General features: G+C 37.6%; 19 protein-coding genes and 1 other annotated feature. Of the genes, 2 read left to right on the top strand and 17 right to left on the bottom strand.

The features are described 5' to 3' along the window. Positions 1–61: 61 nt before the first annotated feature. The 10 genes from aspS to MKX31_RS20020 all read right to left on the bottom strand — a co-directional run bounded on the left by aspS (position 62) and on the right by MKX31_RS20020 (position 13,643). Positions 62–1,837: an aspartate--tRNA ligase gene (aspS, locus tag MKX31_RS19975; protein WP_064474716.1), complete on the bottom strand. Its 1,776-nt coding sequence runs from the start codon at positions 1,835–1,837 to the stop codon at positions 62–64. 12 nt (positions 1,838–1,849) lie between these two features. After that, positions 1,850–3,121 carry a histidine--tRNA ligase gene (hisS, locus tag MKX31_RS19980; protein WP_088048145.1) on the bottom strand — a complete coding sequence of 424 codons (1,272 nt, stop codon included), beginning with the start codon at positions 3,119–3,121 and terminating at the stop codon, positions 1,850–1,852. Positions 3,122–3,190: 69 nt separating this feature from the next. Further along, positions 3,191–3,421 (bottom strand) — a binding site (T-box leader). Positions 3,422–3,475: 54 nt separating this feature from the next. After that, entirely contained in the window at positions 3,476–3,652 is a 177-nt protein-coding gene (locus MKX31_RS19985; RefSeq protein WP_001242605.1) for a hypothetical protein, read from the bottom strand. 268 nt (positions 3,653–3,920) lie between these two features. Continuing rightward, positions 3,921–4,361: a D-tyrosyl-tRNA(Tyr) deacylase gene (locus tag MKX31_RS19990; RefSeq protein ID WP_001266955.1), complete on the bottom strand. Its 441-nt coding sequence runs from the start codon at positions 4,359–4,361 to the stop codon at positions 3,921–3,923. A gap of 17 nt (positions 4,362–4,378) precedes the next feature. Next, positions 4,379–6,562, bottom strand: coding sequence for a GTP diphosphokinase (gene relA, locus MKX31_RS19995; protein WP_064474715.1), 2,184 nt, complete (start codon positions 6,560–6,562; stop codon positions 4,379–4,381). 210 nt (positions 6,563–6,772) lie between these two features. Beyond that, a complete protein-coding gene (locus MKX31_RS20000) occupies positions 6,773–7,285 on the bottom strand; it encodes an adenine phosphoribosyltransferase (protein ID WP_000346221.1) in 513 nt (170 codons plus the stop codon). Between the two features lie 47 nt (positions 7,286–7,332). Next, positions 7,333–9,672, bottom strand: a complete 2,340-nt coding sequence (gene recJ, locus MKX31_RS20005; protein ID WP_098102379.1) for a single-stranded-DNA-specific exonuclease RecJ — start codon at positions 9,670–9,672, stop codon at positions 7,333–7,335. Between the two features lie 101 nt (positions 9,673–9,773). Then, positions 9,774–10,667, bottom strand: coding sequence for a cation diffusion facilitator family transporter (locus MKX31_RS20010; protein ID WP_088048076.1), 894 nt, complete (start codon positions 10,665–10,667; stop codon positions 9,774–9,776). A 156-nt stretch (positions 10,668–10,823) separates the two neighbouring features. Continuing rightward, the gene (gene secDF, locus MKX31_RS20015; protein ID WP_064474713.1) at positions 10,824–13,088 is read right to left on the bottom strand and encodes a protein translocase subunit SecDF; all 2,265 of its coding nucleotides are present in this window, start codon (positions 13,086–13,088) and stop codon (positions 10,824–10,826) included. Between the two features lie 270 nt (positions 13,089–13,358). Then, positions 13,359–13,643: a post-transcriptional regulator gene (locus tag MKX31_RS20020; RefSeq protein WP_000890214.1), complete on the bottom strand. Its 285-nt coding sequence runs from the start codon at positions 13,641–13,643 to the stop codon at positions 13,359–13,361. 186 nt (positions 13,644–13,829) lie between these two features. Between MKX31_RS20020 and spoVB the strand changes: the two genes are divergently transcribed. After that, on the top strand, positions 13,830–15,389 hold the full coding sequence (gene spoVB, locus MKX31_RS20025; protein ID WP_064474712.1) for a stage V sporulation protein B: 1,560 nt from the start codon (positions 13,830–13,832) through the stop codon (positions 15,387–15,389). A 29-nt stretch (positions 15,390–15,418) separates the two neighbouring features. Here spoVB and MKX31_RS20030 read toward each other — a convergent pair whose 3' ends face one another. Next, positions 15,419–16,066 carry a DUF421 domain-containing protein gene (locus tag MKX31_RS20030; RefSeq protein ID WP_064474711.1) on the bottom strand — a complete coding sequence of 216 codons (648 nt, stop codon included), beginning with the start codon at positions 16,064–16,066 and terminating at the stop codon, positions 15,419–15,421. A gap of 103 nt (positions 16,067–16,169) precedes the next feature. Here MKX31_RS20030 and MKX31_RS20035 point away from each other — a divergent pair, with 103 nt between their 5' ends. After that, a complete protein-coding gene (locus MKX31_RS20035) occupies positions 16,170–16,553 on the top strand; it encodes a TIGR04086 family membrane protein (protein WP_048562228.1) in 384 nt (127 codons plus the stop codon). 36 nt (positions 16,554–16,589) lie between these two features. On the opposite strand, the gene yajC is transcribed toward MKX31_RS20035, so the two are convergent. From yajC to ruvA, 6 genes are read right to left on the bottom strand one after another with little or no spacing between them, the layout of a single operon-like run. Then, positions 16,590–16,850 carry a preprotein translocase subunit YajC gene (gene yajC / locus MKX31_RS20040; RefSeq protein ID WP_001068064.1) on the bottom strand — a complete coding sequence of 87 codons (261 nt, stop codon included), beginning with the start codon at positions 16,848–16,850 and terminating at the stop codon, positions 16,590–16,592. A 27-nt stretch (positions 16,851–16,877) separates the two neighbouring features. Next, the gene (gene tgt, locus MKX31_RS20045) at positions 16,878–18,017 is read right to left on the bottom strand and encodes a tRNA guanosine(34) transglycosylase Tgt (RefSeq protein ID WP_000125362.1); all 1,140 of its coding nucleotides are present in this window, start codon (positions 18,015–18,017) and stop codon (positions 16,878–16,880) included. A 12-nt stretch (positions 18,018–18,029) separates the two neighbouring features. Beyond that, positions 18,030–19,082 (bottom strand): tRNA preQ1(34) S-adenosylmethionine ribosyltransferase-isomerase QueA, encoded by a 1,053-nt coding sequence (gene queA / locus MKX31_RS20050; RefSeq protein ID WP_340981457.1) that lies wholly within the window; start codon positions 19,080–19,082, stop codon positions 18,030–18,032. Positions 19,083–19,101: 19 nt separating this feature from the next. Then, positions 19,102–19,302 carry a DUF2905 domain-containing protein gene (locus MKX31_RS20055; protein WP_000138162.1) on the bottom strand — a complete coding sequence of 67 codons (201 nt, stop codon included), beginning with the start codon at positions 19,300–19,302 and terminating at the stop codon, positions 19,102–19,104. Next, positions 19,299–20,300, bottom strand: a complete 1,002-nt coding sequence (ruvB, locus tag MKX31_RS20060; protein WP_000344467.1) for a Holliday junction branch migration DNA helicase RuvB — start codon at positions 20,298–20,300, stop codon at positions 19,299–19,301. Before ruvB ends, MKX31_RS20055 begins: the two co-directional genes overlap by 4 nt. Positions 20,301–20,305: 5 nt before the next feature. After that, positions 20,306–20,923, bottom strand: a complete 618-nt coding sequence (gene ruvA, locus MKX31_RS20065) for a Holliday junction DNA helicase RuvA (RefSeq protein WP_000464511.1) — start codon at positions 20,921–20,923, stop codon at positions 20,306–20,308. Positions 20,924–21,096 lie beyond the last annotated feature (173 nt).

A 21,096-nucleotide genomic window follows, 5' to 3' on the forward strand; every position in this document is an offset into this window, starting at 1 on the left:
TATCCATTAAAAAAGTCTAGATGGTATTAGTATAACCATCTAGACCTTATTTTTACTTCTCTTACTTCTCTTCTTTCACGCTCAATTTTAAGCTTAGCTCTTCAAGCTGAGCTTCTGCAACTGGGCTTGGAGCTTCTGTTAATAAGCAGCTTGCGCTTGCTGTTTTCGGGAATGCAATTGTGTCGCGAAGGTTCGTACGGCCTGCAAGTAACATAACAAGACGGTCTAAACCTAATGCGATACCGCCGTGTGGTGGAGTACCATATTCGAATGCTTCTAATAAGAATCCGAATTGCTCTTGTGCTTCTTCTTGTGAGAATCCAAGTGCTTTGAACATTTTTTCTTGTACGTCACGCTCGTAAATACGAAGTGATCCACCACCAAGCTCATAACCGTTTAATACAAGGTCATATGCTTGTGCACGTGCTTTTTCTGGTGCCGTTTCTAATAACTCAACATCTTCACGGAATGGCATTGTGAATGGGTGGTGAGCCGCGAAGTAACGATCTGCATCTTCATCGTACTCAAGAAGTGGCCAATCCGTTACCCATAGGAAGTTAAATTTACTTTCGTCAATTAACTCAAGCTCTTTACCTAGACGTAAACGAAGTGCACCTAAGCTATCTGCAACAACGCTTTTCTTATCTGCTACGAATAGTAATAAGTCACCAGCGGTAGCTTCTAACGTAGTCATTAACACGTTTGCATCTTCTTCACCGAAGAATTTTGCAATCGGTCCTTTTAAGCCGTCCTCTTCCACTTTAAGCCAAGCTAGACCTTTTGCACCGTATACTTTCACGAATTCAGTTAATGCATCGATATCTTTACGAGAATATTTGCTCGCAGCACCTTTTGCATTAATTGCTTTTACTTGTCCGCCACTTTCTACAGCACTTGTAAATACTTTAAAACCACAACCTACTGCAAATTCAGATAGGTCTGTTAGTTCCATTTCAAAGCGTGTATCTGGCTTATCAGAACCGTAACGAGCCATTGCATCAGCATATTTCATACGAGGGAATGGTGCACTCACTTCTACACCTTTTGCATCCTTCATAACTTTCGTCATCATGCGCTCCATCATATCTAAAATTTCATCTTGCGTTAAGAATGAAGCTTCGATATCGATTTGCGTGAATTCTGGTTGACGGTCTGCACGTAAATCTTCGTCACGGAAACAACGTGCTACTTGATAGTAACGCTCAAATCCACCGACCATAAGAAGCTGTTTAAATAATTGTGGAGACTGTGGTAACGCATAGAATTCACCATCATGTACACGACTTGGTACTAAATAGTCACGAGCTCCTTCTGGTGTGCTCTTCGTTAAAATTGGTGTTTCTACTTCTAAGAACTCTTCTGTGTCTAAGAAGTTACGAATTGTTTTCGTTACATCGTGACGCATTTTGAATGTGTTAAACATTGCAGGACGACGTAAGTCTAAATAACGATATTTTAAACGCACATCTTCTGATGCATCTGTATCATCAGCAATAATGATTGGCGTTGTTTTTGCTGCATTTAATACGTTTACTTTCGTTGCTTGTACTTCAATACGACCCGTTGCCATATTGTCATTAATTGCGCCTTCACCACGCTCAACAACTGTACCTTCTACGTGCAATACGTATTCACTACGAATAGTTTCTGCTATTTCTAACGCTTCTTTTGATGTTTCTGGGTTAAATACAACTTGCACGATACCTGTACGGTCGCGTAAGTCTATAAAGATTAATCCACCTAAATCACGGCGTTTTTGTACCCAACCTTTTAATTGAACTGTTTGTCCAACTGCTTCTACTGTTACTTTTCCACATGCATGTGTTCTTTCAGCCACTGTAAGTTCCCCCTATATTAATTTCTCTGCTACGTATGAAGCAAATACATCTAATGCTACTTCTTCTTGTTCGCCTGTTGCCATATTTTTCAAGTTAATGATACCTTTATCTAGCTCATCTTCCCCTAATACAGCTACAAATTTCGCCTTTAGACGATCTGCTGATTTAAATTGTGCTTTCATTTTGCGGTCTAAATAATCTTTTTCAACTGATAATCCAGCTTTACGAAGATCAAACGCAACTTTTGCAGCATGGTCTTTCGCTTTTTCACCAAGCGCTACAACATAGCAATCAATACTATGTTCAATTGGTAATTCGATGTTTTCAGCTTTTAGCGCCATAATTAAACGTTCGATACTCATCGCAAAACCAATACCTGGCATTTCTGGTCCACCGATTTCTTGTACAAGCCCGTTATAACGGCCGCCGCCGCTTAATGTAGTGATAGCACCGAAACCTTCTGCCTCACTCATGATTTCAAAAACAGTGTGTTGATAGTAGTCTAAACCACGTACTAAGTTCGGATCTTTTTCAAACGGAACATCCATCATCGTTAATAATTCTTGAACTTTGTCGTAGTATACTGCCGAATCTTCGTTTAAGTATTCTGTAATAGATGGTGCTGTTCCCATTAATTCATGGTTACGGTCCTTCTTACAATCTAAAATACGAAGAGGGTTCTTTTCTAAACGAGATTGACAGTCAGAACAGAACTCGCCGATACGTGGCTCAAAGTGTGCGATTAACGCATCACGGTGCGCTTGACGGCTGGCTGCATCACCTAAACTGTTTAATACAACTTTAATATTTTTCAAGCCCATGCCGCGGTAAAACTCTACAGCAAGTGCAATTACTTCTGCATCAATTGCAGGATCGTTACTACCGATTGCTTCAATACCAAATTGTACGAATTGACGATAGCGACCTGCTTGTGGTCTTTCGTAACGGAACATTTGACCGATATAGTATAATTTCGTTGGTTGTGTTGCATCACCGAACATTTTGTTTTCAACGTAAGAACGTACAACAGGTGCAGTACCTTCTGGACGTAATGTTAAACTGCGCTCTCCACGATCTTGGAATGAGTACATTTCTTTTTGTACGATATCTGTCGTATCACCAACACCACGTAAAAATAGCTCCGTGTGTTCAAAAATTGGTGTACGAATTTCTTTATAGTTGTAACGACGGCAAATTTCGCGTGCTTGCCCTTCGATATACTGCCATAACTCAACGCTACCTGGAAGAATATCTTGCGTTCCGCGTGGGATTTGAATAGACATATTCAGTTCCTCCTCAAATTGTTTTAATCTTAATAAAAATAAAAAAACTCCCGCCTCTACTGTTTGAACAGTAGGGACGAGAGTATTATACCCGTGGTGCCACCCTAATTGAAGCACGTATGCTTCCACTTTTTTAATAACGCTTAAATGTGCGTTCATCCCTACTAAGCATATATGCCGTTCAAGTTGAAACCTCTAGAGTGTCATTCAATCAGTCATCATGCAGAAATGTTTTCAGCCTAAGACATTTCTTCTCTTTCCATGTGTGTCTCATTTACTCTTCTCTATCAACGGTTATATTCATATGTAAATATAAAATTACTATACGTTTGTTGAGTAGGATTGTCAAGTACTCTAAGAGCGTTCAATCTGCTTCTTTAGACGCTTTACATCTTGAAGAGAAATCCCAAACTCAGAAGCAAGCTCCATTGAAGTATTGTTTTGCTCTTTTGAAATAAAATCATGAAAATTTACGTTAAACAGTTGATTTGCACCATTTGTAACAGAATGCCCTTTTTCATTCATACGCATACGTATATCCCTCACATTCAATATAGATGTTTTACTTTTTATTGTTCCATATTGATGAAAGAGTTATACATAACTGAAACAGCTATTGATTCCAAATAAAGTGAAACTTTAATGAATAGGGGTTTTGTCCATTATGATTCATTATTAACCCTCACTAATCAGGCTTTTATAGGCAGTTGATCTCCCACAAATAGCGAGATAAATGAACAAAATATACAATAAAGTATAAAAAAGAGAGGATTATATAATCCTCTCTTTTTAAGCAACACTATTTACTATCCACAATTAAGGTCACCGGACCATCATTGATTAAAGAAACATCCATCATTGCTCCAAACTTCCCTGTTTCTACATGCAATCCTTGCTTACGAACTTCCTCATTAAAGAAATCATATAAACGCTCTGCATAGTCAGGTTTGGCAGCATCCATAAAGTTTGGACGTCTTCCCTTGCGGCAATCTCCGTATAATGTGAATTGCGAAATTGATAGAACTTGTCCTTCTACATCAAGTACAGAATGGTTCATCTTTCCACTCTCATCTTCAAAAATACGTAAGTTCGCAATTTTTTCTGCAATGTAAGTTGCATCTTTTTCTGTATCTTCATGCGTAATGCCAACTAGTAATGTTAAACCGAACGGAATTTGTCCTACGATCTCACCGTCTACTGTGACAGACGCTTCTTTTGATCGTTGTAAAACAACTCTCATCTTTTCTACACTCCCTATTAATGCATCATGCGTCGTACTGCATAAATTTCTGGAACACGTTTAATGCGTTCTACTACTTTTTTCAAATGCTGTAAGTTACGAATAGAGATTGACATATTAATTGTCGCCATCTTATTACGGTCACTTCTACCAGAAACTGCCGAAATGTACGTTTTCGTCTCTGTAACAGCTTGCAATACTTCATTTAATAAACCACGGCGATCGTAACCTGAAATTTCAATATCAACGTTATACTCAATTTCTTTTTCAGGGCTACCTTCCCACTCTACTTCTAATAAACGTTCTACAGCTTCTTCTGTATGAACATTTACACAATCACGGCGGTGAATCGATACGCCTCGGCCTTTCGTAATATATCCAACGATATCATCACCCGGTACTGGGTTACAGCATTTTGATAAGCGAATTAATAAATTATCCGCACCACTTACTTTAACGCCAGAATCCCATTTTCGAATTTTCATCGGTTTACGAACTTCTTTAACTTCAACAATCTCTTCTTCTTCACGTTGCTTACGGAACTTGTCCGTTAGTCGCGTAACAATTTGTGATGCAGTGATGCCATTATATCCAACTGCTGCAAACATATCTTCTTCATTTGCAAAGTTGAATTTTTCAGCAACACGTTTTAAATTGTCAGGAGCTAACACTTCTTTCATCTCATACTCTAGGCTACGCACTTCTTTCTCAACAAGTTCACGGCCTTTTTCAATATTTTCATCTCTACGTTGCTTCTTAAAGAATTGACGTATTTTGTTTTTTGCATGAGATGTTTGAGCAAGTTTCACCCAGTCTTGACTTGGCCCATACGAATGTTTCGATGTTAAAATTTCAATGATGTCACCTGTTTTTAATTTATAATCAAGCGTCACCATTTTCCCGTTTACTTTTGCACCAATTGTTTTATTTCCAATCTCCGAATGCACGCGATACGAAAAGTCAATCGGAACAGATCCAAGTGGCAATTCCATTACGTCGCCTTTCGGTGTAAAGACGAATACCATGTCAGAGAATAAATCAATTTTTAATGACTCCATAAACTCTTCTGCATTAGAAGCTTCATTTTGCCATTCTAATATTTGACGGAACCATGTAAGTTTCTTCTCTAATGTACCTGTTGTTTCTGCTGTTTTTCCTTCTTTATACGCCCAGTGCGCCGCGATCCCGAATTCTGCAATCTCATGCATTTCTTTCGTACGAATTTGCACTTCAAGCGGATCACCTTTCGGGCCAATTACAGTCGTATGAAGCGATTGATATAGATTCGCTTTCGGCATCGCAATATAATCTTTAAAACGACCTGGCATCGGCTTCCAGCACGTATGAATAATTCCAAGTACTGCATAACAATCTTTAATACTATTTACAACGACACGTACAGCTAATAAATCGTAAATTTCATTGAACTGTTTATTTTGCAGTGCCATTTTACGATAAATACTGTAAATATGCTTTGGTCTTCCAGAAATCTCAGGTTGAATTGCAACTTCTTTTAATTTCTCACGAATACCAGTCATTACTTCATCTAAATATTCTTCACGCTCTGCACGTTTACGCTTCATTAAATTTACAATACGATAGTATTGCTGTGGATTTAAATAGCGAAGTGACGTATCCTCTAGCTCCCATTTAATAGTACTAATTCCGAGTCTATGTGCTAAAGGTGCAAAGATTTCTAACGTTTCATTTGCAATGCGACGCTGCTTCTCTTGAGGCAAATGTTTCAATGTACGCATGTTATGAAGACGATCAGCTAGTTTAATTAAAATAACTCGAATATCTTGAGCCATTGCAATAAACATTTTGCGATGGTTTTCTGCTTGTTGTTGCTCATGAGATTTATATTTAATCTTTCCGAGCTTTGTTACACCATCGACAAGCATAGCAATTTCTTTATTAAATTCCCGTTCAATATCTTCTAATGTAATTTCTGTATCTTCCACTACATCATGTAAGAAGCCTGCTGATACCGTAGCTGGATCCATGTGTAAATCAACTAAAATACCTGCAACTTGAATTGGATGAATAATGTACGGTTCACCCGATTTTCTGTATTGTTCGCTATGCGCATCACGTGCATATCCATAGGCACGTGCCACTAGCTCAATATCTTCATTTGCTAAATATTGACTTGCTTTCTCGAGTACCTGTTCAGCTGTTAGTACCTGCTCATTTGCCATCGAATCACCTTTTATTGAAAATTGACTTTATCTTAATTAAGTAGAATAAATTATATTCTATCATTATAACCTAATGATTGTGAATTGTGAAAAGGAAAAGATTTTACTGACATTTCACCTTATTTTTTTGTGCAATTATACAAAAGTACCCGCTCCTCTCCAAGAGATTCACGGGTACTTTTTATCACCGTAGTTTTACCTATATAGTGATTAGTATTTTTCTAATACTAATACATCGTAACCATCTAACATTTTACGACCATCTAAGTAAGTAAGCTCTACTAAGAATGCAATTCCTGCTACAACTCCGCCAAGTTCTTCAACTAGCTTAATTGTCGCTTCAATTGTTCCACCTGTAGCTAATAGATCATCTGTAATCAATACGCGTTGACCTGGCTTAATTGCATCTTTATGAATTGTTAAAACATCTTTACCATATTCTTTACCGTAGTCAACTGTAATTACTTCACGTGGTAATTTTCCTAATTTACGAACTGGTGCAAAACCTACTTCTAACGCATAAGAAACTGGGCAACCGATAATAAAGCCACGTGCTTCTGGCCCTACTACAACGTCAATGTCTCTTTTCTTTGCATACTCAACGATTGCATCTGTTGCTGCTTTGTATGCTTTACCGTCGTTCATTAACGGTGTAATGTCTTTAAATACAATACCTTCTTTTGGATAATCCGGTACAATTGCGATATGTTGCTTGAAATCCATATTTCTGAATCCTCCTCAGATCTAAAAGGTTTGTAAATACAAATCCTTTACCCTAACTGTTCTACTTCTTTATGATTACGAATCGTTTCAAACCATGTATATAGTTGCTGATATGTGCTATAAACCAATTCTTTTTCTAATTGTAAGTGGTTCATTTTCTCACGATATGTGTTCGATTCAATTAAATCACGCTTTTGTTTTTTGTCTGCCATAAAAATGACGCCATCTTTTATTGTAACAAATTCTAACTCAAAAAACACCTGTGTCATGAAATTTACTGTATCTTTTGACCAACCTTTATGTCGACATAGTTGTTCTCCATATTGTCTTAAAGAAAATGGTGCTTTTTGGCTCAAGAACGAATAGTACCATTTAAAATGTTCCCTCGTTGGAACAGTACTAAATAAATGATTATTCTCTTGATAAAATAGCGTATAAATTCGCGACGGGAACCCCACTTTAAATAAATCTCGTAATTCATCTGTTCCTTTTGGCAAATCAAGTAACACGATGTATTGATCGTCTAAATGAGTTACTTCTGATGCATGCATCATATGCTCTTTATAGTCTTCTAAAGAAAATTTATTCAATACCTCTTCAGAAAAATACACCATCGTTATTTTTTCTTTCGGAAGTTCTGCTACATTCGCTTCTACGTTACGCATACTACGCCAATCAAATAATTGCCACGCCTCTACAGCAATATCTTGCACCATTAATTGCGGCTTCTTAAAATTATTCCATTCATTGATAGATGCTTCCCCTATTACAGATACCTTTGCAACTGGAGAAATTTCTTTCGCATACGTACCAAATCCAAATCCGATTGTATCCAGTGTCGCTTGTCCATCGCGAAGAGCCATTTTCAAATGTGAACCGTCTGATCCGATTGCACGAATACTTTCTAGCTCTGCATCCTTCACTGCAATACGTGGTTTTGGATTTCCAACACCAAATGGCGCTAACTTTTGCATATCTTCAATTGCTGCCAGTGTTACATCCTCCACTTTACAAAAGACATCAACAGCTGTAATTGGAATAAAATCTTCTTCTGTTAAAATTACCTCTGCTTGTTCATTTAAGCGGCGGCGTAATTCATCTACATCATTCATATGTAGCGTCATTCCCGCTGCCATCGGATGTCCTCCGAAATGTGGCAATAACTCTCTACAATCTGACAAGTTTGCAAACAAATCAAATCCTGCAATACTACGTGCTGAACCTTTTGCTGTTTCTTTTACAGGATCAATGCATAATACAATCGTTGGACGATAAAAACGTTCAACTAATTTAGATGCGACAATTCCAATTACACCTGGATTCCAGCCTTCTTTTGCCAGTACTAGTACTTTATTGTCTTCTGGCGGGAAATTATTTTCCACTTCAGCGATAGCTTCTTCTGTAATTTGCTTTACAATATCTTTTCGCAGTTTGTTCAGCTCATCAATTTCTTCAGCCAGCTCTTTTGCTTCTTCTGGATCATCTGATAATAAAAGATGTACAGCCGGCGTAGCATCTTCTAAACGGCCAACTGCATTAATACGTGGTGCGAGTGAGAATCCAATGCTCTCTTCTGTAATTTCACTTTGCGAAACGTTAGCAACTTTAAATAGCGCCTTTAGTCCGATATTTTTCGTCATGCGCATATGCTTTAAACCGCGCTTCACTAGCAATCTATTTTCACCATGAAGTGACACTAAATCGGCTACTGTACCAATTACTGCAATTTCTAATAAATGTTCTGGTACACGGCCTAGTAGTGCATGTGCAACTTTAAACGCAACACCTACACCAGCTAAATAGTGAAACGGATATACACCGCCATCTAATTTCGGATGAATAATCGCAAGTGCTTCTGGCAATTCTGGTGGTGGCTCATGGTGATCTGTAATAATAAGATCTATTCCAAGCTCCTTCGCTACCTTCGCTTCATGCACTGCTGCGATACCAGTATCGACAGTGATAATTAGTGAGAATCCTGCGCTATGTGCCCAACGAAATGCTTCTTCGTTTGGTCCATATCCTTCTGTAAAACGGTTTGGAATATAAAATTCTACGTCTGCACCTAATTCTTGCAAGGCAAGATATAACACAGTCGTACTACTTACTCCGTCCGCATCGTAGTCACCAAATATTAATATTTGCTCTCCATTTTGAATCGCCTTATTTACACGTTCTACCGTTCTATCCATTCCTTCTAATAAAAATGGATCATGAAATTCTTGATTTTCTGTATTTAAAAAATCTAAAATCTTATCTTCTGTATCTAGTCCTCTACCGAGGAATAACGAAACGACAAGTGGTGATAATTGTAATTTACTTGCTAATTCACTCACTCGCTCATTATTATATTCTTTTTCTTTCCAACGCGTCTTCGGTTGTAACACGAAATCACCCCTTAACCTGTTCATTATACAAGACAGATTAAGGGGTGACAATATAATGCAAACTACGATGAAATATCTATATACTAAAATGTTAATGATATTTAATTTTGGGAATACGGATTTATATGTACAAACACATTTTGTACGTTATCTTGTTCCATAAGCGTTTCTTTCACATGCTTTCCAATGCGGTGCCCTTCTTCTACAGTAATGTATGGATCTACAGAAACTTTAATATCAACAATAACGTAATGACCATGCTCCCTTGCATATAAAGAGCCGATTTTTTTTACACCGTCTATTTGAAGCACAGCCTCTCTAAGCGGCACAACATCTTCCTCATGAAGAACATGATCAAGCGTTGCATGAATTGCTTCGGCCCCAATACTCCATGCCATTTTTGCAACAAGAAGTGAAACAAATAATCCTGCAATCGGATCGGCATATACAAGCCAATCTAACCCGAACTTACCACCCATAATCGCTGCACAAATACCGATTAAAGCTGCAATTGAAGAAAACACATCCGAACGATGTTCATATGCATTTGCAATAATTGCATCACTATTTATCCTCTTCCCTAATCGGAATTTATATTGAAACATTCCTTCTTTCACGATAATCGAAAGAACAACAGCAAAAATCGTAATTCCTTTCGGTGGTTCTAGTTCCTGCGAAAAAGCTTTTATAGACGAAATCGCTATCTCGATTCCCACAATAAATAATAATACTGCAACAATAATTGCTGAAATCGATTCCGCTTTACCATGACCATACGGATGATCTTCATCAGGCGGTTGCTTTGCTGCTCGCAATCCAAAAAGTACAGCGAGCGAACCAATTACATCTGATGCAGAATGCACGGCATCCGCTAATAGTGCTTTACTGTTCCCAATATAACCAATTACCGCCTTTACAATCGCTAATATAATATTACCAACGATTCCGACAATAGCACCAAACTCGGCCTGTTTAAAACGTTCATCTTTTTCCATAATTAAAATCCCTTCTTTTCTTAACCTATCTTTTTATTGTAGCAAAAACAGCGATAACACCACCACTTTCTTCCATCTTCCTTCTGTTAAAAAGTTGCTATCTTATTGTATCCACAAACGAAAAAAGAGATGCCTCATAAAGAGACATCATCTTTTTTATACTTGTGGTTCAGATTCTACTTTCTCAACCTTTTTCTTGTTTTTGCCCTTTTTCAAACGACGGTTTTCAAGCATTAACCAAATTTGAGAAGCAACGAAAACAGAAGAGTACGTACCTACAACTAATCCAACAAGTAACGCAAACGAGAAGTTACGTAATGACTCACTACCGAAGATAAGTAATGTAATTACCGGGAATAACACTGTTAATACGGTGTTAATTGAACGACCAAGCGTTTGGCGAATACTTGCATTTACGATTTCTTCTAAGTCTTTTATATCACGAACTCGTTTTTTCTGTTTGTATAATTCACGGTTTCTATCAAATGTAACAATTGAGTCATTAATAGAATAACCGATGATTGTTAACACTGCAGCGATAAACGTTAAGTCTACCTCTAATTGGAAAATACTAAATATAACAACCATAACGAATGCATCATGTAATAATGCAAGTACTGCAGATAATGCGTACGTAAATCTGAATCGAATACTTACGTATAAAATGATAACTGCAGAAGCGATTAATACTGCGATAAATGCATTTCGTGCAATTTCTTTACCAATTGTTGGTGAAACTGTACTTACGTTTGGATCTGTACCATATTTATCATGGAAGAATGTTTTTGTTTTCGCAATTTCATCTTTTGATAGAACACCTAATGTACGAACTGCGAATCCTTTATTGTCATCCCCAGTCGGTACAATATTTTCTTCCTTCACGTCAATTTTCAATTCTTTAAAATCTTTATGAACATCAGACACAGTAAGTGTTTGTTTTGATTGCAAGTCGATACGTGTACCACTCGCAAAATCAATACCAAGATTCAATTTGAAAATTGGTAGTATAATTGCACCTGCAATTACAACTACAATCGAGAAAACAAGGAATTTATGACCGATATTTACGAAGTTAATACGATCAAATCTTGTCGGTGGATGTACTACACCTTTTGTTAATGGAATAATATCCTTTTGTTTCACACCAAAGTATCCTGGCTTTTTATCGAAGTAACGGCTCTTTACAAGTAAACCTAGTAAGAAACGAGTACCGAATACGTTCGTAACGAAACCAACTAAAATACTTACGATTAAACTTGTTGCGAATCCTTTTACAGAGCTATTACCATAAACGAATAATACACCAGCCGCTGCAAGAGTCGTAACGTTTGCATCTAAAATTGTTGCTAATGAACGATGATTACCAGCACGGAATGCTGACATCATTGACTTACCAATTTTCAACTCTTCTTTCAGTCTCTCGTACGTAATAATATTCGCATCAACTGCGATACCTACCCCGAGCACTAATGCCGCAATACCTGGTAATGTCAGAACCGCATGCATCCAGTTAAATACGAGTAGCGTAACAAAAATGTATAGACCTAACATAATAACCGCTACAATTCCTGGTAAACGGTAGTATACAAGCATAAATAAGAAAATAAGAGCGATACCAATCGCACTAGCGAAAATCGTTTGCTCTAACGCTTGTTGACCAAATTTCGCTCCAACTGATGTTGAATACATTTCTTTTAAATCAACAGGAAGTGCACCTGCATTTAATAAAGATGACAGTTGTTTCGCACTTTCAACTGTGAAGTTTCCACCTACGATAGATACTTCAGCTTGATTAAACACTTGGCTTACTGTTGCTGCTGATAAGAACTTCGGATTCGGTTTTGCAGACTCTGCTTTATACGAATCTTTTCCTTCTTCAAAGTCAAGCCAAATTACCATTAAATTCGTTGGTGGTGGCATTTTTGAAATTTTTTCAGTTACTTCACGGAATCTATCAGCGCTTTTTAGTGTAAGACCTACGCTCGCACGGCCTTGCTCATCAAATGTTTGTTTCGCTCCGCCGCCTTTTAAATCCGTTCCGTCCATAAGAAGGTTATCATCTACATCACGGAATGTTAATTTCGCTTGTGTTGATAACATTTCACGTGCTTTTTGCTGATCTTGTACACCAGCAAGCTGTACGCGAATTCGATCTTGTCCTTCAATTTGAATGTTCGGCTCACTTACACCGAGAACATTGACACGATTTTCAAGAGCACCTACTGTACTTACAAGTGCCTCTCGGTCGATTTTATCACCTTTTTTGGCTGGTTTTACTTCATAAAGAATTTCAAAACCACCGCGAAGGTCTAGTCCTAGACTAATTCCTTTTGCTATGTCTTTTCCTGCCGCACCAATTACTCCACCGATTAATAAAACGATGAGGAAAAAGGCGGCAATTCTCGTACCACGCTTTGCCATATGTACCCTCTTTCTGCTACTAACACTTTAAATAAATCTCTTACGATTCACTTTTACACGTATGCATACGCCTAGTTAGTAGACTTCCTTTCTATAATTTTGCTAGTTCATCACTAGCTGTGTCGGTACGTTTTTCACAATACCTACACTTTCATTATTTATTTTTTCTCTTCACTACCCCCTTTATATATAATCTTAGACATAATTATTTCCTCATTATCAATACCTATCATTATACTGCAAAAGGAAGAACAAACCAATTGCAGTCGGTTATTTATTTTCATATTCATCAAATGACCAAAGTGGCGCTTGATATGCTTCAACAGTTAAATAATTCATATATTCATTAGTACTTACTCTTAATACATCATTTACTAATTCATATAATCTAACATCACCGTTTATTTTTTTCCACTTCTTCACTTTAAGAAACTTCCAAATATCATCATCTGTTACTCGGTCATAACCGAACATGTGAAACTCTTCTACTTTGCTTTCTAAAACGACTTGTAACTGTCCGCGGTACGATTCTACCAAAGCCTCTTTTTCTAACATACATAAACATCTCCTTCTTATTTCAGCACGAAAAGTCGCTTTTAATCCCGCTCTAATGGACAGCAATAACTACTTTCAAGAGCACTCTCATACTTCACTCTCTTAAATGCTTGTCATTCTTGTCTCATACGTGCATATAAATTATTGTAAATCATTCCACTGATTTTGAGAAGGTAGGAGAAGACCATGACGAGACAAAGCTTTTTAAAAGGCGCATTTATTTTAATGATAGCCGGCTTTATTACCAAAATCCTTGGATTTATTAACCGGATTGTAATGGCACGTATTTTAGGAGAAGAAGGTGTTGGCCTTTATATGATGGCCGTTCCTACATTCATTCTAGCAATTACATTAACACAAATCGGCCTTCCTGTCGCAATCGCAAAATTTGTAGCAGAAGCGGAAGCTGTGAACGATAGACAAAGGGTTAAAAAAATATTAACAGTATCATTAGCTGTTACATCCGTTATTAGTATCATTTTAACAATCGGAATTATGCTCCTCACACCTATTTTAGCAAAAACATTATTAACTGATGAACGAACGTACTATCCATTAATGGCCATTTTACCTGTCGTTCCTGTTATTGCTGTTTCTTCTGTTTTACGCGGTTATTTCCAAGGGAAACAAAATATGAAACCTAGCGCTTATGCTCAAGTTATAGAACAAGTTGTCCGCATTACAATTATCGCTATATGCATTCAGTTATTTTTACCTTACGGCGTAGAATATGCTGCAGCTGGCGCTATGTTATCAGCCGTTCTCGGTGAAGTTGCATCGTTATTATTTTTACTCACTTTATTCCAGCGCGAAAAACATTTATCTATACGCTCTGGATTTTTCACTACTGTAAAGGAGAGCAAAGGTACATTTTATTCTCTGATGGATATCGCTCTTCCGACTACAGGAAGTCGTTTAATCGGTTCCGTTTCATATTTCTTTGAGCCTATCGTCGTTATGCAAAGCTTAGCGATTGCCGGAGTTGCTGCCTCTGTCGCAACCCAGCAATACGGTATATTAAACGGTTATGCATTCCCACTTCTATCACTGCCAGCCTTTATTACATACGCTCTTTCTACAGCGCTCGTTCCATCTATTAGTGAAGCGATGGCTAAAAGACAGCATAAATTAGTGGAACACCGACTACAACAAGCACTTCGGATCTCATTAATTACTGGTGGGTGGTCAGTCGTTATATTATACGTATTCGCTTCTCCTATTTTAACTCTTATGTATGGATCGGATAGTGCAACAGCATTTATCCAGCTTCTTGCACCTTGCTTTTTATTTCATTACTTTCAAAGTCCACTTACCTCTGTTTTACAAGCTTTAAACTTAGCAAGAGCTGCAATGATGAATACATTTATTGGCGCCATCGTGAAATTAATCCTTATTTTTGTACTAGCTTCAAGGCCAGATTTTCAAATGATGGGGGTTGCCCTTGCAATTGCAGCAAATATAGTAACGGTAACATTCCTTCATTACGCTACTGTTTTAAAGAAAATTACATTTACCATTTACGCAAAAGACTACATTTTCGGTGGACTTGCTATCGGTATTGCAGGCGCTTTCGGTTTTTATCTTCATAAATATATGATTTTCTCTCATTCACTCGGCGTACAAACATTATGGGAAATCACTTTAACAACAATCGTTTATATTATCCTCCTCTTCACTTTCAAACTCATTCGAAAAGAAGAGTTAAGCCGACTCCCAATCATTCGAAAACTTTCATTTTTGAAGTAAACGGGCTTACTATTTCATATAGTAAGCCTCTAGTTTTCTTTCAAATCAACAAAAAATTGTCCATTTTGAAAGCTGCAGTATAAAATTTGTTTGATATCGTTATAACCTAAGTTTTTTAATTTGCCAATAAGCCATTCGTCTGTATGTTCAATCATTTGTAAATGATTCAATTGAATTTCTCCATCAATAATAAGAGGAAGAGTAAACTGCAATGTATCCTGTTTACCTTTTTGTTTTTGAAAGACAGATAACTTCCCAGATGGTTCTAAAATAGCGTATTCTACATCTCGGATATCTCCAACTCCTTGCTCCCTTAATTGCATCAATAAATCATCTATATTATAACGCTGCTTTCTCATCTTCTTTTCATCAATTTTCCCCGCATTTACAAGAATAGCCGGCTCACCTTCTATTAAATGCCGAAATCGTTGAAACTTTAATGAAATGACTGACAAAATAATCTGTATACACATAAGAAAAGTCATGGGAACTAATTGGTGCCAAAGTGATTTATCGGTATTTTCAATTGCGACTACAGCCATTTCGCCAAGCATAATGAATACGACTAAATCTAATACACTTAACTCTCCAATTTCACGTTTACCCATAAGACGAAAAATAATTAATATGATGAAATACAAAAGCATCGTCCGGCCAATGATTGATACCCATTCCATTTCTACATCTCCTTTTTTACGTATAGACTCCCCTATAAAAAATAAACTAGTCTAACTTGGGCAAAAAGAAAATATGCTTGTATTAAAAAGGGGGAATGTATAAATGGATGGAACGAAAAAATTATCAACCGCAATCGGCTTTGGTATCATTACCTTATTAATTCTCGCATCAATTATTAGCATGGTTATAGCTCTTTTATTAAAGTTTACAGATATGACTGAAGGGACATTAGCCGTTACTATTTTTATACTAGCTCTTTTATCTATGCTTATATCCGGATTTACTGCCGGCAAAAAAGCACAAGGGAAAGGTTGGCTAGTAGGTTTCACAACAGGTCTTACATTCGCTATACTTGTTTTTCTAGTTAACTATTTAGGCTTCTCTCAAACTTTATCGAACTCCCAGTTACTTTATCAATTAGCATTAATGGGCGCGAGTACACTCGGTGGTATTTTCGGGGTAAATATGTCAAAACAAAATAACTAAAAAAGGCCCTGCACATTTCATGCAGGGCCTTCCTCATTAGTTTTTCACAACTTCACGAATCGCATTACGATCGAAAGTTAAGTGTGAACCACCAGATTTAATAACGATTTTCGTCTCATCTACTGATTCGATTGTACCGTGTAAACCACCGATTGTTACGATAGCATCACCTTTTGCTAACTCATTTTGCATTTGAGCAACTGCTTTTTGACGCTTTTGTTGCGGGCGAATTAATAAGAAATAGAAAATCGCAAACATCGCAACGATCATAACGATATTCATCATACCTGGATTCATCTTTTGTTCCTCCTTTTAAATTATGTATTAGAAGTTTTTAGCATTCGGTTTATTAAAGCCATACTGTTCAAAGAATTCTTCGCGGAAATCGCCAAGACGGTCTTCACGAATAGCTTGTCTCACCTGCTCCATTAAGTTTAACAGAAAATGAAGGTTGTGATAAGACGTTAAACGAATTCCGAACGTTTCATCACATTTCATTAAGTGACGAATGTATGCACGAGAGTAATTTTTACATGTATAGCAATCACAATTTGGATCAAGCGGACCGAAGTCTCTTGCAAACTTCGCATTTTTTACAACTAGACGGCCTTCACTTGTCATACATGTACCATTTCGAGCGATACGAGTTGGAAGTACGCAGTCAAACATATCAATACCACGAATTGCACCATCGATTAATGAGTCAGGAGAACCTACTCCCATTAAGTAACGTGGCTTATTATCTGGAAGAAGTGGTGTTGTAAACTCAAGTACACGGTTCATAATATCTTTCGGCTCACCTACAGATAAACCACCTACAGCGTAACCAGGGAAGTCCATTGAAACAAGGTCTTTTGCACTTTGACGACGAAGCTCTTCGAACTCTCCACCTTGTACAATACCGAATAAACCTTGATCTTGTGGACGCTCATGCGCTTTTAAACAACGTTCTGCCCAACGGCTTGTACGTTCTACAGACTTCTTCATATATTCAAAAGTAGCTGGGAATGGTGGACACTCATCAAATGCCATCATAATATCTGAACCTAATGCATTTTGAATTTCCATCGCTTTTTCTGGCGATAAGAATAATTTATCTCCATTTAAGTGGTTACGGAAGTGAACGCCTTCCTCTTCAATACGACGGAAGTCACTTAAACTGAATACTTGGAAACCACCAGAATCCGTTAAGATTGCACGATCCCAGTTCATAAATTTATGCAAACCGCCTGCTTCACGAATAATTTCGTGACCTGGGCGTAGCCATAAATGATACGTATTACTTAAAATAATGCCAGAATCCATTGCTTTTAATTCTTCTGGTGACATTGTCTTAACTGTTGCAAGTGTACCAACTGGCATAAATGTTGGTGTATCAAATGAACCGTGCGGCGTATGTACACGTCCTAAACGCGCACCCGTTTGTTTACAAGTTTTAATAAATTCATAACGAATTGCTGTCATAATTTACTCCTTTTATTTGTTTCCCATTTTAGAGTGAGATGCAACGAACATTGCATCACCGAAGCTAAAGAAACGATATTTTTCTTTTACTGCTTCATTATAAGCATGAAGTACATTATCTCTATTTGCAAATGCACTTACAAGCATAATTAATGTTGATTTCGGTAAATGGAAGTTTGTAATTAAACCATCAATTGCTTTAAATTCATAACCTGGGTACATAAAAATGTCTGTCCAGCCCGAAGCAGCACAAAGCTTGCCGTCATGATCTGTCGCAATTGTTTCTAACGTACGAGTTGAAGTCGTACCTACCGTAATAATACGTCCACCACTCTCTTTCACACGATTTAATAATGCCGCTGTCTCTTCAGACATATGGTAATATTCTGCGTGCATATGGTGTTCTTCAATCGTATCTGCAGAAACTGGCCTAAATGTTCCAAGTCCTACGTGAAGTGTAATGAAAGCTAACCCAACGCCTTTTTGTTTTAACTTCTCCAGTAGCTCTTCTGTAAAGTGAAGTCCCGCAGTCGGCGCTGCTGCTGAACCGATTTCTTTCGCATATACTGTTTGATAGCGATCGCGATCTTCTAGCGTCTCTTTAATATATGGAGGAAGTGGCATTTCCCCAAGTTCATCTAAAATTTCATAGAAGATGCCGTCATATGAAAATTCAAGCTGACGTCCACCTTGATCTGCAGTTCCTATACAAGTTGCTTTTAATTTCCCTTCGCCAAAAGAGATAACAGTTCCTTCTTTTACACGTTTCGCTGGCTTAACAAGCGTTTCCCACTTATCGCCTTCTTCTTGTTTTAAAAGAAGTACTTCAATGTGCGCGCCTGTATCTTCTTTCACACCATGCAAACGAGCAGGCATAACTTTCGTTTCATTTAAAACTAAGCAATCCCCCTCATGTAAGTAAGAAAGAATGTCTGTAAAATGTTTATGCTCAATATCGCCTGTTTCACGATCTAACACCATTAATCTTGATGTTTCACGATCTTCTAATGGGATTTGTGCAATAAGTTCTTCTGGTAAATGAAAATCAAACAGATTAATATCCATAACTATATCCACCTATTTCTTATTTAAATCGATTTATTATATACATAATAAAAGATAATACAATACTTAACACAATACATGTAATGATAGGAAAATAAAAGGTAACGTTTCCTTTTTTCACAAAAATATCGCCTGGAAGCCTTCCAATGAACTTCCAAGCTAATCCAACAACGATGAGTAAGATACCTGCTGTAATAAGCAATTTTGGCATCTCCGTCATACTTTTGGCATCTCCATTCCGAAATGCTCATATGCAAGCGGCGTTACGATTCGGCCCCTTGGCGTTCGTTGTAAAAAGCCAATTTGTAATAAATATGGCTCATATACATCTTCAATCGTATGAGATTCTTCTCCAATCGTTGCCGAAACCGTTTCTAACCCGACTGGGCCACCACGGAATTTCTCAATAATACCAAGTAATAATTTATGATCGATATGATCTAGACCTAATTTATCTACTTGCAGTAGTTCTAACGCCATTTGTGTAATTTCCATTGTAACCGTTCCGTTACCACGAACTTGTGCGAAATCTCGTACACGTCGTAATAAACGATTCGCAATACGAGGTGTACCACGAGCACGTCTTGCAATTTCTAGTGCGGCTAACGAATCAATTTCAACTTCAAATACTTCTGCTGTACGTTCAACAATCTCAGAAAGCTGATCTACTGTGTAATATTCTAATCTTGAAAGTACACCGAAACGGTCACGAAGCGGCGCTGATAATGCCCCCGCACGCGTCGTTGCTCCAACTAGTGTAAACGGAGGCAAATCTAAACGTACAGACCGTGCTGACGGCCCTTTTCCAATTACGATATCAAGGCAAAAATCCTCCATCGCAGGATATAACACTTCTTCAATTGATCTATGCAAACGATGAATTTCATCAATAAATAATACATCACCCGGCTGAAGTGCTGTTAATACAGCTGCTAAATCTCCCGGCCTTTCAATTGCTGGGCCTGAAGTTGTTCTAACATTTACGCCCATTTCATTGGCAATAATATTGGCAAGCGTCGTTTTACCAAGTCCTGGTGGTCCATATAGAAGCACATGATCTAACGTTTCTTCACGCATTTTCGCTGCTTCAATAAACACCTCTAAATTATGTTTCGCTTTATCTTGGCCAATATACTGACGGAGCGTCTGTGGCCGTAATGAATATTCTAAATCCGAATCTTCATATGCAGATTCCCCTGAAAGGAGACGTTCGTCCATTATACTCACCTCTTACCATTTAGTAAAAGACTAAGTGCCTTTTTAATATACTGATCCGTCGTTAATGATTCTTTTAATAACTCTGGTACAACGCGAGAAACTTCTCGTTCTGCGTATCCAAGTGCGCGCAGAGCTTCCAGCGCCTCATCAAGCTCAGCTGATGAACCTTTCTTCTCATCAAAACGTTCTGTGTCTGAGAATAAATCAACAAACGCATCTGGCACGACATCAGCTAGTTTTCCTTTTAAATCTAAAATCATTTGGCGTGCTGTTTTCTTTCCGACGCCCGGGAACTTCACTAAAAACTTCTCGTCTTCGTGTTCAATCGCTTGAACGACCTGTCCTGTTTGACCAGATGCTAAAATTGCAAGAGCACCTTTTGGTCCAATACCAGACACACCTAACAACTTTGTAAATAATAAACGCTCTTCACGTGTTTTAAACCCGTAAAGTGCCATAATATCTTCTCTCACATAATGATATGTATAGACACGGATTTCTTGCTTACTTCTTTGAAATACATACGGATTTGGTGTGAAAATTTGATAACCAATTCCATTATGGTCAATTACGACATATTCCGGTCCTACATATTCCACGTAACCTGTAACATATTCAAACAAAATACGATCTCTCCCTCTTAAATCATGTATTCCATTTTAACATATTTAATGATAGAAAAGCGAGACTACCCCAACAAATGTTCTCTATTTAAAACTTCTGTTATTTTCCATTGACAGAAAGTATGAAGCACCTTAATATACAGAAGTCGATAATGATTATCAATACTAATTAA

This window comes from Bacillus sp. FSL M8-0063, assembly GCF_038005545.1.
In the GTDB taxonomy this organism is placed as follows: domain Bacteria; phylum Bacillota; class Bacilli; order Bacillales; family Bacillaceae_G; genus Bacillus_A; species Bacillus_A wiedmannii.

Excerpts from the sequence above, each read along its gene's own strand:
- hisS (WP_088048145.1), bottom strand. The coding sequence starts at position 3,121 with ATGTCTATTCAAATCCCACGCGGAACGCAAGATATTCTTCCAGGTAGC.
- MKX31_RS19985 (WP_001242605.1), bottom strand. The coding sequence starts at position 3,652 with ATGCGTATGAATGAAAAAGGGCATTCTGTTACAAATGGTGCAAATCAA.
- MKX31_RS19990 (WP_001266955.1), bottom strand. The coding sequence starts at position 4,361 with ATGAGAGTTGTTTTACAACGATCAAAAGAAGCGTCTGTCACAGTAGAC.
- relA (WP_064474715.1), bottom strand. The coding sequence starts at position 6,562 with ATGGCAAATGAGCAGGTACTAACAGCTGAACAGGTACTCGAGAAAGCA.
- MKX31_RS20000 (WP_000346221.1), bottom strand. The coding sequence starts at position 7,285 with ATGGATTTCAAGCAACATATCGCAATTGTACCGGATTATCCAAAAGAA.
- MKX31_RS20010 (WP_088048076.1), bottom strand. The coding sequence starts at position 10,667 with ATGGAAAAAGATGAACGTTTTAAACAGGCCGAGTTTGGTGCTATTGTC.
- secDF (WP_064474713.1), bottom strand. The coding sequence starts at position 13,088 with ATGGCAAAGCGTGGTACGAGAATTGCCGCCTTTTTCCTCATCGTTTTA.
- MKX31_RS20020 (WP_000890214.1), bottom strand. The coding sequence starts at position 13,643 with ATGTTAGAAAAAGAGGCTTTGGTAGAATCGTACCGCGGACAGTTACAA.
- spoVB (WP_064474712.1), top strand. The coding sequence starts at position 13,830 with ATGACGAGACAAAGCTTTTTAAAAGGCGCATTTATTTTAATGATAGCC.
- MKX31_RS20030 (WP_064474711.1), bottom strand. The coding sequence starts at position 16,066 with ATGGAATGGGTATCAATCATTGGCCGGACGATGCTTTTGTATTTCATC.
- MKX31_RS20035 (WP_048562228.1), top strand. The coding sequence starts at position 16,170 with ATGGATGGAACGAAAAAATTATCAACCGCAATCGGCTTTGGTATCATT.
- yajC (WP_001068064.1), bottom strand. The coding sequence starts at position 16,850 with ATGAATCCAGGTATGATGAATATCGTTATGATCGTTGCGATGTTTGCG.
- tgt (WP_000125362.1), bottom strand. The coding sequence starts at position 18,017 with ATGACAGCAATTCGTTATGAATTTATTAAAACTTGTAAACAAACGGGT.
- queA (WP_340981457.1), bottom strand. The coding sequence starts at position 19,082 with ATGGATATTAATCTGTTTGATTTTCATTTACCAGAAGAACTTATTGCA.
- MKX31_RS20055 (WP_000138162.1), bottom strand. The coding sequence starts at position 19,302 with ATGACGGAGATGCCAAAATTGCTTATTACAGCAGGTATCTTACTCATC.
- ruvB (WP_000344467.1), bottom strand. The coding sequence starts at position 20,300 with ATGGACGAACGTCTCCTTTCAGGGGAATCTGCATATGAAGATTCGGAT.